The following is a 12782-nucleotide window of genomic DNA, read 5'->3' as shown; positions in this document are numbered from 1 at the left end:
CGCCCTTGCTCCGGTGACAAGATTCTGCAAGATCAGCTATGTGGCAAAAGACACAGAAGTACTAAGTGATCCCGATAACGCTTCCTTTGATGCCGCGTGGAAAGACGTGCGCGCTGATGAAGATATCCAATTTGCCAATATTTCCCCAGAACCGCCAAAGCCGCCGCCAGAATGGTGGACAGATTTTCTCGATTGGCTGGGAGACGTGCTTGCGCCGATAGCCGAGCTGTTGGTTGCGGGATGGCCGGTTCTGAAAATTATTTTGCTGATATTGCTTGCCGCTGGAATCTTGGCTTTGTTGTGGGTCATTATATCCCCCTATTGGCAGGATTGGCGAAGCAAGCTTCCCGAGCAGGAGGAAGAGTGGCGGCCTGATGAAGCCGCAGCGCGCCGTTTACTGGAAGAAGCCGACGCTTTGGCCGAAAAAGGTCAATTTGACGAAGCGGCCCATCTGCTGCTTTTCCGCAGCATTGAAGATATTGAGAAACGCCGACCCGATTTGTTGCGGCCTTCGGACACATCTCGTGAAATCGAAACTTTTGACAGTTTACCCGAAACCGCGCGGGTCATGTTTGCGGTCATTGCCGATCATGTCGAACGCGGCATATTTGCCGCGACCCCGATTGGAGAGGCCGGTTGGACAGCTTCACGCAATGCCTATGGCGAGTTTGCACTGACTGAAACCTGGCGCAAAGCAAAGGTGTCAAGCCGATGAGTGCGCAGGCCAACCCATTCAGACGAACCACCATCATCATCATGTTCGTGGTCGGTTTTGCCGCCTTTGTCGCCTTGCTCTATGGCTTGGGAGCCGGAGACCGCTTGAATTCCGGCAATAATGGCCGCGCGCATGCTGCATCTAACAGTCTGGTTGGTTATAAAGCGCTCGCGAATATTCTGGAAAAAACCGGGCGTGAGGTCACGCTATCGCGTTCCGCCGCTGCCAGCGATGAGGCGGGCGTATTGATCATAACCCCCAATGCCTATGCCGAACCTGAAAAATTGGCAGAAGTCATTCAAGGTCGCGCCTATGTTGGGCCAACGTTGATCATCTTGCCGAAATGGCAAGTGGCAACCACTAATCTTGTTGGGATGGAATCCCGAAAAGGCTGGGCCCAACGTCTGGGCATTGTCGAAAGCGATTCCGGCGTCACAATGCTCAGCGAGATTGTGGACGTGAAATTGCAAACCATTCGACCGGAAGGACAGGACACAGGAGAAGAAAATACACGCAAAGCAGAGGATCGCGAAGCCGTTATCGCCAATATCCGCCAGTCTACGAATTCCAAATTTAGTGGATCCGAAATCGCCCGTTCGGCGCTTGGCGATCCCATTCCGGTCCCGGACATTCATATTACGATGCGCGGAGATTATTTGCGCAATATTGTTGAAGACCCAGAAAATGGCGAATCTTTGATCGGCTATGTGGATGATGGCGGTGTCTATGATAATCTTGATAGCCTGGACCCGTCGCAACTGACGGCCGATGACGAAATTGATACATCCTATTATCCAGTGGTCGTTGTCGCGGACGCGGATTTGATGAACAATACCGGCATGGGCAATGAACGGGTTGCGCGTCATGCTTTTAATCTAATCGCGGCACTTGAAGGCTGGACCGATGGTCCGATAATATTCGATTTGACGTTTAATGGCTTGGGATCAGCCGACAATTTATTGTCATTGGCATTTAAGCCGCCATTTCTTTCGGCCACAATCTGTCTGATTGTCGCAGCAATGGCGGCGGCATGGATGGCGTTTAATCGTTTTGGCCCGCCGTTAAGAGAGGGCCGCAGCATTGATTTTGGGAAGACCGCGTTGGTCAACAACAGCGCCGGTTTTATCCATCGGATGCAGCGCGGCCATTTGGTCGCTGATCCTTATGGCGAATTGATCCGAAACGAAGCATTGCACGCCTTGGGCTTGTCGGCCGCGGGTGATCGCGGCGAGCAAAATCAAGCGCTCGACCAGTTGGGAAAAGTCAATGGATTGCGCTTTACCGCCTTGTTGAACAATTTGCATCAGGCACAAAACTCGCGTGAAACAGCGGAACATGCCGCCGCGCTTTATGATTGGAAAAAGGAACTGATCGGATGAATATAGGGGAATTGAAAACTCTGGCGGATAATATCCGCGGAGAGGTCGCCAAGGCCATAATCGGGCAAGAAGATATTGTGGATCATTTGCTCATTGCATTATTTTCTTCGGGGCATGTCTTGCTGGAAGGCCCTCCTGGAACGGCGAAGACCTTCTTGGCGCAATGTTTCTCCGCGACGCTGAGCCTAGATTTTGGTCGAATACAGTTCACGCCGGACCTGATGCCTGGTGATATTGTTGGTTCCAATTTGTTCAATTTCCAAACCAGTACTTTTACGCTGACGCGGGGCCCGATTTTCTGTGACTTGTTGCTGGCGGATGAAATTAACCGGACCCCGCCCAAAACCCAGGCGGCGATGCTTGAAGCGATGCAGGAGCGGGCGGTAACTATTGATGGCGAAACCCATGAACTATCCTCGCAATTCATGGTTGTGGCGACGCAAAATCCGATTGAGCAACAAGGGGTATATCCTCTGCCCGAAGCGCAATTGGACAGGTTCTTGTTCAAACTGCTGATCGCCTATCCTGATGCGGAAGAAGAAAAGAAAATTGTGATGCAATATGGAGAACGGATTGGCGCACCCGGTCCAAAAGATTTCGGAATTTCGGCACAAGCGGATGAAAAAACACTGGCGGCAGCGACCGAAGCGGTGAAATCAGTGACTCTGGTCGAAGATGTTACCGACTATATTGTGCGTTTGGTCCGAGCGACACGAGAGACCACGGAACTGGAAAATGGTGCCAGTCCGCGTGCCGCAATCATGCTGGCAACCGCTGCGCGGGCGCGCGCTGCTATTTCTGGAAGGGACTATGTTGTTCCGGACGATGTGAAAGCCCTGGCGCCATCGGTTTTGCGGCATCGGACCTTATTGTCTCCCGCTGCGGAAATTGAAGGTCGCCGGGTTGATATGATTATTGAATCCTTGGTGGAACGGACGGAAGCTCCGCGTTGATCTATCCAACCGCCCGTGCTGTTTTTCTGATTGCCATTGGCGCGCCCGTTGCCGCCTTGCTTGCGGCGCTGATGCCGAACCTATGGGCCGTTGGAATTGCATGGGCTGCAGCGCTATTCGTGTTGTTGGTCGTTGATGGCCTCATTGCGGCCAAAGCCGGAGCCATTCAATTATCCGTGCCAGAAAGCAGTGAAATTGGAGCGCCAATGGAGCTCGTTATGCAGACCGAGTTTAGCGGTTTGATGGCTCCGCGTGCGGCAAAAGCAAATCTCGGTGTGGATGGCCGCTTGTCCGAAAATGGCAGTCTGGAATTTCAATTGACTCGATCGGTCGACCAAGGCCGAAATTATTTGGGCGCGGCAACCGCAACCCCGCTGCGCCGCGGTACCGGAGAGATTGGAAAATTATGGCTGCGCTGGAAAGGCCCCTTAGGCCTCGCTTGGCGGCAAACACAGAAAACCAGCGATCAATCGATCGCGATATTGCCCAATATTTCGGCGGTGCGCAGCCCGACCGTACAAATGTTCTTAAGGGATTCCATTTTTGGTTTGCTGGCGCGCAAATTCCGCGGAGAGGGCAGCGAATTTGAAGCGCTTACCGAATATCAACCGGGCATGGACCGGCGCAGTATTGATTGGAAAGGCTCAGCGAGACACAGCAAATTACTGGCGAAAGAATTTGATACCGAACGGAATAATCAGATTGTCTTCGCGCTGGATTGCGGATCCGCCATGTGTGAACCCATTGATGGTTTGCCGCGGATCGACCGCGCGGTTTCTGCTGCTTTGTTGACCGCCTATGTAACGTTGAAATCTGGCGATAAAACCAGCTTGTTCAGTTTTGCTGCGAAGCCGGAATTGTCGACTCCGTTTCTCTCGGGAAGCCGCAATTTCTTTCGATTGCAGCAAGATGCAGCGTCGATTGACTATCGTCATCAAGAAAGCAACTACACGCTCGCGCTTTCATCGCTATCGAGCCGTTTGCAACGGCGCTCTTTGATCATCATCTTCACCGATTTTACCGATCCAACAAGCGCTGATCTGATGCTGGAAGCGGCCGGACGTTTGATCGACAAACATCTCGTCTTGTTTGTTGTACTGGAAGATCAAGAGCTGGCTGAGTTTATCGAAAAACCGCCCGAAACTGCAGAAGACGTCGCTCGCAGCGTGACCGCGCAAAGCTTGCTGGATCAAAAGAAACTGGTCGTCAAACGGTTGCAACATATGGGCATAGATGTCGTCGAAGGATCTCATGACAATATCGGTACGCGCCTGATCAACAGCTATTTAAAGATTAAACGGCGGGGGAAAATCTAGTGGCGACTATTGTCAGTGCCCCCGATGCGCAGCAGGCCTTAGAAACGGCGGCGCTCAAAAGCGATCGCTTCCGCCTGGAGCGAGAAGCAGACTGGGTCCGTTTGGAAGATATCGTCACCAAAATGGAAAAGGGCAAGACCCGCCAGTTAAGCGATGATGATGTCTTGGCATTGCCCACCCTTTACCGGACATTATTGTCCAGTCTTTCCATCGCTCGGGAAAGTTCGCTTGATGCGGGATTGATCGATTATCTCGAAGGTTTGGCCTTGCGCTCCTATTTCATGGTCTATGGCACGCAAACCAGTTTTGGGCGTTGGCTCAAAGGCTTTTTCAGCGGCGGGTGGAGCCAAGCGGTTCGAGAGATAAAATTTGACATTTGGATTGCCTTTATTGTGATGATCGCGGGGACGCTAATTGGGTACGCGTTGGTCGCCGGTAATAGCGACTGGTTCTACGCTCTAGTGCCCGCTAATATGGCGGATGTTCGGGTGCCCGGTGCGACAGAACAGGCGCTGCGCGGCACCTTGTTTGGAGCTGAAAATCAAGATGGACTGGGTGTGTTCGCTGCCTATCTGTTCAGCAATAATGCGCAAGTCGCGATTTTGGCCTTCGCGCTCGGTTTTGCTTTTGGCATTCCTAGTATTTTGTTGCTCATCCATAATATGGCGCTTTTGGGCGCTATGCTTTGGGTCTTTGCGCAACGCGGATTGTCAGTTGAGTTTATTGGCTGGTTGTCGATTCACGGAACGACCGAATTATTCGCGATATTATTAGCCGGTGCGGCTGGGATTCATGTCGGACGGTCAATTGGTTTTCCGGGTGCACAATCTCATCTCACAGCGGCCAGCAATGCTGGGAAGCGTGCGGCCTTGGTCATGGTTGGTGTGATCATCATGCTAATCTGTGCCGGGTTGTTGGAGGGATTTGCGCGTCAATTGATCAATGACACGGGAATGCGTTATCTGGTCGGCGGCGCGATGCTGCTATTCTGGCTGGTCTATTTCTTTGTCTTCGGGCGCCGTAAAGCGGAGCTACCGTCATGAGCGACACCGCCACCGATCCGGGGATCCGGCGATCCACCAGTCCTAAGCTCGACCGGGTGATGATATCTCCCGAAGGCGTGCCGCTCAATGTCACGGTTGCGACAGCCGGCGCGCGTGCCGGAGCGCTGACGCTCGATATATTGATCATCTTGGGTCTAATCCTGGGCGTGACCTTGTTCGGCATACTTGTCATTTGGGCTTTTGACTCCGCTTTCGGTACCGACACGGTATTAGAAGAAAGCGGCCCGCTCAGCGCGGTTGCGGTTCTGTGGATCATATCGGTTTTCCTGTTTCGCAATGCCTATTTTCTCTATTTCGAGCTAGGAGAACGGGCTGCGACTTGGGGCAAGCGCGCAGTGGGTATTCGGGTCGCCGCCAGAGATGGCGGTCGGCTATCCGCTGAAGCGGTGATTGCGCGCAATATCATCCGCGACATTGAACTTTTCTTGCCGCTGGTTTTTCTCACATCGGGAGAAGCTGAAGGCTCGATGAGCGATTTTACCGCTTGGGCCGGATTTCTGTGGGTCCTGATGTTCTTGCTATTCCCGGTGTTCAACAAGGACAGATTGCGCTGTGGTGATTTAATTGCCGGGACATGGGTGATCCAAAATGTGAAACGAAATCTGGATGGCGTGGTCGCGCCTTCTGCAGAGAACCAAGCCGTTTCGGCAGCGCAAAGCGGCAGCCGTTATAAATTTTCCGAGGCTGACTTGTCCGTCTACGGAGAATTTGAACTGCAGACATTGGAAAATGTCCTCAGGAGCGGCAGTGATGAAGCGTTGGTGACAGTAACCAATTCAATCTGCGGGAAAATTGGTTGGGAGCCGGGATCCGGGGATGAACGCATTTTTCTGGAATCCTATTATACGGCCTTGCGCGCCAAATTGGAAAGCGGAATGCGTTTTGGAAAACGGCGAAAAGACAAATATTCTGCGGATATTTAAGGAGTCGATTAAACAGTAATCGGTATTTTCCAAAATCTGATCGGATAGGAATCCTGCTTGCCGTAGCGTCACCTGCTACGACCTTTAGATCAGCTTGTTTTCTGCAGTTTTTGGCGTATGTTCACCCCCAAATTACCATTGGAGAGTCGGTCATGAACCTGGAATTCACTGCAGAGGAAAATGCGTTTCGCGATGAAGTGCGCAGCTTCATCGAGAATAATTACCCACAGAATGTCGAGCGCGCCGCCGTTCAGGATGAACTGAGCCCGGACGATATGACCGCCTGGCACAAAATACTTGGGGAAAAGGGATGGTCGGTTCCCGCTTGGCCGGAACAATATGGCGGTACCGGCTGGACTCCCACCCAGCGCTATATCTGGTCCGAAGAAAATGCCCGGGTCAATGCGGTCATGCCTTTGCCATTTGGTGTCGCGATGGTTGGACCGGTTATCTATACATTTGGCAATGAAGAACAAAAGGCCAAACATCTGCCCGGCATCAAAAGCGGCAATGTGTGGTGGTGCCAAGGCTATTCGGAGCCCGGGGCCGGTTCGGATCTGGCGTCCTTGAAAACAACCGCCGTGCGCGATGGCGACGACTATATTATCAATGGGCAAAAGACCTGGACGACATTGGCGCAACATGCTGATTGGGGCTTTTTCCTGTGCCGCACCGATCCTGATGCGCCCAAACCGCAACAAGGCATTAGCTTCATATTGGTTGATATGAAAACACCCGGGATCGAAGTGCGTCCGATCAAATTGATTGATGGCGGATATGAGGTCAATGAAGTGTGGCTGACCGACGTTCGGGTGCCGGCCGAAAATCTTATTGGTGAAGAAAATAAGGGGTGGACCTATGCCAAATTCCTGCTCGCGCATGAACGCTCGGGCATTGCTGGTGTAGCCCGGTCGAAAAGAGGCGTTGAACAGCTCAAGGAAATTGCTGGCCATGAAATTTTGGATGGGAAGCCGCTGCTTGAAGATATGGGCTTCGCGACCAAGATCAGCCAATTGGAAATTGATCTGGCCGCATTGGAAATTACCGAATTGCGGACCTTGGCTGGCGAACAGGCAGGGAAAGGTCCAGGACCGGAAAGCTCTTTGCTGAAAGTGAAGGGGACTGAAATCCAGCAACGCTTAACCGAATTGACGCTGGAAGCTGTCGGCCAATATGGAACGCCGGACTTTAGAAGTTTCCCTGCTGATGGCTCCAATGATTTCCCCATTGGACCCGATTATGCGCATAGCGCGGCGCCGACCTATTTCAATATGCGCAAGACGTCTATCTATGGCGGATCCAATGAGATTCAGCGCAATATCATCACAAAAATGGTTCTCGGACTTTAGATCCAACCGCACAAAATAAGAAAGCGAAACTATGGATTTCAATTTTTCTGACGAACAAAATATGGTTCGTGACGGTATTTCCCGGCTCGTGCGCGAGCAATATGACTGGGACACGCGCCGCGGGATCATCGATAGCGATGCTGGTTGGAGCCCCGAATTCTGGGCTCAACTGGCCGAGCTCGGTATGCTGGCCGCGCCTTTTTCCGAAGAAGATGGCGGTTTTGGCGGCGGCGCGGTTGAAACGATGTTGATCATGGAAGAATTTGGCAAAGGCCTTGTGGTTGAGCCGTTTATTCCCAGCGTGGTCTGTGCGGGCGGCTTTTTAAAGCATGCTGGTACGGCAGCGCAAAAAGAAGAATATCTGAGTGCGATTATCACTGGCGAGAAAATTTTTGCCTTTGCCTATGCTGAGCCGCAAGGCCGCTATGACTTGGCCAATCTGACGACAACCGCCAAGAAAGACGGCGATGGCTATTCGCTCAATGGCCAAAAAGCGGTCGTGATCGGCGCACCTTGGGCGAGCCATTTCGTCGTCACCGCGCGGACGTCAGGCGGACAAAGCGATGCTGGCGGCTTGTCAGTCTTCATCGTGGCAAAAGAGGCCGCGGGTGTAAGCCTGCGTGACTATGCTACGGTAGATGGACGCCGCGCGTCGGAAGTCTATTTCGAGAATGTTGCGCTGGGTGCCGATGCGCTGATTGGAGAATTGGACAATGGCTTGCCGTTGATCGAAACCGTGGTTGATGAAGCAACAGCGGCGGTCTGTGCCGAAGCCACAGGCGCTATGCAAGTCACCCATGCGATGACCTTGGAATATGCGAAACAGCGCAAGCAATTTGGCGTGCCGATTAGCAGCTTTCAGGTCTTGCAACACCGGATGGTCGATATGTTCATGGAATATGAGCAATCGATTTCCATGTCTTACCTAGCAACAATCAAACTGGCGGAAGACGAAGCAACGCGCAAACATGCCGTTTCTTCTGCCAAGGTGCGGATCGGTCAATCGGCTCGCTTTGTCGGCCAGTCGGCAGTGCAGACGCATGGCGGTATGGGCGTAACCGATGAAACCGCAGTGGGGAGCTATTTTAAAAGACTTTCGATAATCGAAGGTGAGTTTGGCAGTGTCGATCATCATATGCGGCGGCATGTGGCGTTGACCGCGGCCAGCTAAAGCTGCTTTTCCATCCTATCACAAAAGGGGGTGTAGTCAGACTGGCTGCGCTCCCTTTTTCGCGTTATCCCCTATATCCGTTGGGGAGTAGAAGATCATGGTAGACAAAGCGGCCGGGGCATCGGGCAATATGTATCGCTATTATGTACTGATGGTTATGATGTTGACTTATATGTTCAACATTACCGATCGCATGGTCATGTCCATTTTGATCGAGGATATCAAAGCCGATTTTGTCCTCACAGACACCCAAATTGGTTTGCTGGCCGGGACCGCATTTACGCTTTTCTATGTGTTGCTCGGGATACCGGCTGGCCGGTTGGCGGATCGGACCAATCGGAGGAAAATGGTTTCCATTGCGGTGAGTCTATGGAGTCTCATGACGGCGCTATGCGGTCTGGCAACCGGCTTTTGGACTTTGTTTCTCGCGCGCCTTGGCGTGGGTGTCGGCGAAGCGGGCGGTAATCCTCCCGCCATTTCCATTCTCACCAATTATTTTCAATCGCATGAACTGTCCAGGGCCATGGGCTTTTTCTCGATCGGCGCCGTATTGGGTCCAGTTGTGGGATTTGTGGCGGGCGGACTGCTCGCGGAGGCTTATGGCTGGCGTTGGACGTTTATCATTCTCGGCCTCCCGGGAATCTTATTGGGATTGCTCATCTATCTGACCGTCCGGGAGCCGCAGCGCAATCAATTTGCAGCCGCCGGAGAAGAAGCTGTCAAGGCAACGACGCAAGAGCCTTTTGCTCAAACCATGGCGTCGCTTTGGCGCAATGCCATCTTCAAACGGGTTGCTTTGGCCAACGCACTGGCGGTTACCGCTTCCTATGCCTTTGCCATCTGGTTGGCGCCGATATTGATCCGCAATTTCGAGATACCGGTTTCGCAAGTGGGTATCTATCTGGGGATTGTCTGGATTGCCGGCGGTGTGCCCGGTATGATCATCGGTGGCTATGTGACCGATAGATTGGCGCTCAGAAATCCGAAATGGCGCGCATGGTATTGTGCCATTGTTGTGCTGGTCGCGCTGCCACTATTATGCCTGTGTTTGCTGACTGACAATCTTGTCCTGGCGCTCGCCCTCTATGCCGTGGGTTATGGTGTACATTCATCCACGCAAGGTCCCGCCATTGCGATGATGCAATCTTCGGTTTCACCGACTGAACGCGGCACCGCCTCTTCAATCGCTAGCCTATCTGCAACGTTTCTCGGCTATTTTATTGGTCCCGCGGTAGCCGGTGCGATTAGCGATAGTCTAGCGCCAGACTATGGGACAATGTCACTCAATTATGCGGTGATTGGCATTACGATATTAAGTCTGGTCCTAGCGATATTGGCCTATTTCTACGCCGCTAAAGCTGTTCCACAGACGTCGCCAAAAACTGCGTGATCAACGTTCGACGATGATCCACCATCCGGCGAAAGGGCGCGGTTTATCGCCATGCTCCGGATAGCTGAGATGTCCGTCAATCCGGTAACCGCCATAGTCGTAGCGCAATTCGGGAATGGGACTGTCTGGTTCAAAGAGAACGCGATAAGCACGTCCGCGATGCTCGATCGCACCTGACGTGTCTTTATACTCCACCAGACCGTGATATTCTTTACCATCAGACATTTGTAGCTTGGCGGCGCTGGCACAACGCTCAGGTGGGAAATCCATCGCTCGATTGAGCGGGGTGTTATCGATAAGCAATATCATCCAATGGGCCGTTTCGTTCTTCTCGGCCTGTGACCCGGTCAAGGTAAGTATACGGAATATATCGCCAGATTGCGAAAGACCCAATTGTTCCTTTTCGGTCAGCGGTTTGCGGTCTCCACAATCGGTAGAAGCGCTATATTTGTCGTATCTATAACCCTCATTGTTCGCGGCCTGTGCTGGGCACGTGAAAACTAGCGCTGTAAGGATCAATCCGGTCCACATGCTTTTGGAGGCCAGGGTCATGGTGACACACAACCGTCCGCAAGCAGCGTTTCTTTCGCAACAGCACGGGCCGGCGAAAAGGCCTGAAATGGAAATTCTCCTTGCATGTCTATCCTCTTCTCTTACCCCTATGCAAAGCGATATTGGTCGAACCAATGGCTATGGTCTAGAGCTTATTGTGATAATATTTAATCCAGAGGACTGATATGAATAATCCTTTCTCATTGGCAGGCCGGACGGCAATGATCGCCGGAGCATCATCGGGATTGGGAGCACATTTTGCGCTGCTTTTTGGCGCTGCGGGTGCGAATGTGGTGCTTGGTGCTCGGCGGATGGATCGCACGGCTGCGGTGGCTGACGAGATAGAGGCCGCTGGCGGCAAGGCGCTGGCGGTGGCTCTCGACGTTACGGATGAAGCATCAGTTGTCGCCGCTTATGATGCCGCAGAAGCCCAATTTGGCGTTGTGGATTCCATTGTCGCCAATGCGGGAGTCAGCGCGGCGGGTCGGTCGACTGATGTGGATCTGAAACGGGTGGAAACGCTGATCGGTACAAATTTCACCGGCGTATATCTGGTCGCTCGGGAAGGGGCAAAGCGCCTTATTGCAAGCGATAGTCGCACGAAAGAAAATGGACGGATCACCATAATTGGGTCGATCACCTCGCGGCTGACCGGAGAGGGCGACAGCGCTTATTCGGCCAGCAAGGCAGCGGTCACCCATTTGGGCCGAAATTTGGCTCGTGAATGGGTGCGCCAAGGCGTGAATGTCAACACGATCCATCCCGGTTATATTGCAACAGAAATTCAAGGTGATTGGTATCAGACCGAAGGAGGCCAAAGGCAAATTGCTGGCTTTCATCGTCGACGGCTTCAAGAAATGGATTCGTTGGATGCGATGATGCTCTATTTTTCATCCGATGCATCGAAAGCGGTGACCGGATCCGATATGGTCGTGGATGACGGCCAGTCGCTATAGCGCGATGGCGCCGTGGGTGCGGCTAAACTGGCTGTGATAGGATTCGATAATTTCCGTTAGCGTGGACAATGCCAGTGTCGCCGGATCGCGCGTCGACGGAATGATACCAATAGGTGCCTTCATGCGCTTGATGTTTTCCTCACGGACGCCAAGATTACGGAGCAAGGCCTTGCGGGTGTCGTGGGTTTTGAAACTGCCCATTGCGCCAATGTAAAAGGCCGGTGATGCCACGGCCTGTTTCATCAATTCTGCTTCCCAGTCATGGTCATGAAAATAGAAGACACAGGCGGTCCATGGGTCGGCTTGGTAAAGAGGGGTTGCGGCCGGCGTTTTCAGCAAATTTGCTGTTGCGCCCCGTTGGGTAACGCGCGCGACTATATCGGGGTCCGGCGTCAATATTTCGCAGCTGAGCCCATAGGATGCAGTAAGATGAGCGAGATTCTCCACCACGGCGCCATGGCCGAGGATCACGATTTTCGCAGGGGGCACATGATTGGCATATACCCATGATCCAGCGCTGATAACCGCCTGATCTTGTACGGCTGGCGTGCTGCTTATCGCGCCCGTTTCGCGGTTCATACTGATCGTGAAAGCCTGTCTTTCGGTAACCGCCTGGTACAGATTTTCAGCGATGCACGCATCAGCCAAAGGGGTGAACAGCAAGTCAATGCCGCCGCCGCAAGGCAAGCGAATGTCGAGATAAGGCGATCCAGCACCAAAGCGGACCACGCGGGGGGCAGCAGCCTTGATGCAATCCATCGCTTCCGCGATGACCGCTGTTTCGATGCAGCCTCCAGAAAAGGAACCGGCTGCACTGCCATCCGTCGCCACCGCCATATGTGCGCCGGGATTGCGGGTGGAGGCTCCAGTGACTGCCGTCAATGTCACCAGCGCGCAGCCCAAACCGGCTGCGGTTTTGTCTTTCAGAAACTGGAATATCGGAAATATATTGTTCAAGCGCGCCGCAATCTGTTGTTTGATCGATGCTAGCCCAGTTTGGATGATGCCTGCAAT

General features: G+C 52.9%; 12 protein-coding genes. 10 read left to right on the top strand and 2 right to left on the bottom strand.

Features of this window, described 5'->3' with window-relative positions; translation table 11 throughout:
• The first annotated feature begins 40 nt into the window (after window positions 1-40).
• The 9 genes from ABJU74_RS12435 (at window position 41) to ABJU74_RS12395 (ending at window position 10260) form a co-directional block, all read left to right on the top strand.
• Window positions 41-715 (top strand): hypothetical protein, encoded by a 675-nt coding sequence (locus ABJU74_RS12435; protein WP_348384537.1) that lies wholly within the window; start codon window positions 41-43, stop codon window positions 713-715.
• Window positions 712-2094 (top strand): DUF4350 domain-containing protein, encoded by a 1383-nt coding sequence (locus ABJU74_RS12430; protein WP_348384536.1) that lies wholly within the window; start codon window positions 712-714, stop codon window positions 2092-2094. The genes ABJU74_RS12435 and ABJU74_RS12430 overlap by 4 nt, the downstream gene beginning before the upstream one ends.
• Window positions 2091-3047, top strand: coding sequence for a MoxR family ATPase (locus tag ABJU74_RS12425; RefSeq protein WP_348384535.1), 957 nt, complete (start codon window positions 2091-2093; stop codon window positions 3045-3047). Before ABJU74_RS12430 ends, ABJU74_RS12425 begins: the two co-directional genes overlap by 4 nt.
• A complete protein-coding gene (locus tag ABJU74_RS12420; RefSeq protein WP_348384534.1) occupies window positions 3044-4363 on the top strand; it encodes a DUF58 domain-containing protein in 1320 nt (439 codons plus the stop codon). The genes ABJU74_RS12425 and ABJU74_RS12420 overlap by 4 nt, the downstream gene beginning before the upstream one ends.
• Window positions 4363-5406 (top strand): stage II sporulation protein M, encoded by a 1044-nt coding sequence (locus ABJU74_RS12415; protein ID WP_348384533.1) that lies wholly within the window; start codon window positions 4363-4365, stop codon window positions 5404-5406. Before ABJU74_RS12420 ends, ABJU74_RS12415 begins: the two co-directional genes overlap by 1 nt.
• Window positions 5403-6350 (top strand): RDD family protein, encoded by a 948-nt coding sequence (locus ABJU74_RS12410; RefSeq protein WP_348384532.1) that lies wholly within the window; start codon window positions 5403-5405, stop codon window positions 6348-6350. The genes ABJU74_RS12415 and ABJU74_RS12410 overlap by 4 nt, the downstream gene beginning before the upstream one ends.
• A gap of 152 nt (window positions 6351-6502) precedes the next feature.
• The gene (locus ABJU74_RS12405; protein WP_348384531.1) at window positions 6503-7699 is read left to right on the top strand and encodes an acyl-CoA dehydrogenase family protein; all 1197 of its coding nucleotides are present in this window, start codon (window positions 6503-6505) and stop codon (window positions 7697-7699) included.
• 31 nt (window positions 7700-7730) lie between these two features.
• Window positions 7731-8870, top strand: coding sequence for an acyl-CoA dehydrogenase family protein (locus ABJU74_RS12400; RefSeq protein ID WP_348384530.1), 1140 nt, complete (start codon window positions 7731-7733; stop codon window positions 8868-8870).
• A gap of 97 nt (window positions 8871-8967) precedes the next feature.
• Complete coding sequence (locus tag ABJU74_RS12395) at window positions 8968-10260, top strand: MFS transporter (RefSeq protein WP_348384529.1); 1293 nt, start codon at window positions 8968-8970, stop codon at window positions 10258-10260.
• Here the strand turns inward: ABJU74_RS12395 and ABJU74_RS12390 are convergent, their stop codons facing one another.
• Complete coding sequence (locus ABJU74_RS12390; RefSeq protein WP_348384528.1) at window positions 10261-10812, bottom strand: hypothetical protein; 552 nt, start codon at window positions 10810-10812, stop codon at window positions 10261-10263.
• A 185-nt stretch (window positions 10813-10997) separates the two neighbouring features.
• Here ABJU74_RS12390 and ABJU74_RS12385 point away from each other — a divergent pair, with 185 nt between their 5' ends.
• Window positions 10998-11768 (top strand): SDR family NAD(P)-dependent oxidoreductase, encoded by a 771-nt coding sequence (locus ABJU74_RS12385; protein ID WP_348384527.1) that lies wholly within the window; start codon window positions 10998-11000, stop codon window positions 11766-11768.
• Here ABJU74_RS12385 and ABJU74_RS12380 read toward each other — a convergent pair.
• Window positions 11763-12725, bottom strand: coding sequence for an XdhC family protein (locus tag ABJU74_RS12380; protein WP_348384526.1), 963 nt, complete (start codon window positions 12723-12725; stop codon window positions 11763-11765). The genes ABJU74_RS12385 and ABJU74_RS12380 overlap by 6 nt on opposite strands.
• Window positions 12726-12782 lie beyond the last annotated feature (57 nt).

The organism is Parasphingorhabdus sp. (assembly GCF_039982415.1).
In the GTDB taxonomy this organism is placed as follows: Bacteria; Pseudomonadota; Alphaproteobacteria; order Sphingomonadales; family Sphingomonadaceae; genus Parasphingorhabdus.
The sequence above is the reverse complement of the archived record's forward strand: the minus strand, read 5'-3'. Positions and strand labels throughout refer to the sequence as shown.

What these genes read in the sequence shown, in the direction of transcription:
- ABJU74_RS12405 (WP_348384531.1), top strand. Translation starts at nt 6,503, where the DNA reads ATGAACCTGGAATTCACTGCAGAGGAAAATGCGTTTCGCGATGAAGTG.
- ABJU74_RS12410 (WP_348384532.1), top strand. Translation starts at nt 5,403, where the DNA reads ATGAGCGACACCGCCACCGATCCGGGGATCCGGCGATCCACCAGTCCT.
- ABJU74_RS12430 (WP_348384536.1), top strand. Translation starts at nt 712, where the DNA reads ATGAGTGCGCAGGCCAACCCATTCAGACGAACCACCATCATCATCATG.
- ABJU74_RS12400 (WP_348384530.1), top strand. Translation starts at nt 7,731, where the DNA reads ATGGATTTCAATTTTTCTGACGAACAAAATATGGTTCGTGACGGTATT.
- ABJU74_RS12385 (WP_348384527.1), top strand. Translation starts at nt 10,998, where the DNA reads ATGAATAATCCTTTCTCATTGGCAGGCCGGACGGCAATGATCGCCGGA.
- ABJU74_RS12390 (WP_348384528.1), bottom strand. Translation starts at nt 10,812, where the DNA reads ATGACCCTGGCCTCCAAAAGCATGTGGACCGGATTGATCCTTACAGCG.
- ABJU74_RS12395 (WP_348384529.1), top strand. Translation starts at nt 8,968, where the DNA reads ATGGTAGACAAAGCGGCCGGGGCATCGGGCAATATGTATCGCTATTAT.
- ABJU74_RS12425 (WP_348384535.1), top strand. Translation starts at nt 2,091, where the DNA reads ATGAATATAGGGGAATTGAAAACTCTGGCGGATAATATCCGCGGAGAG.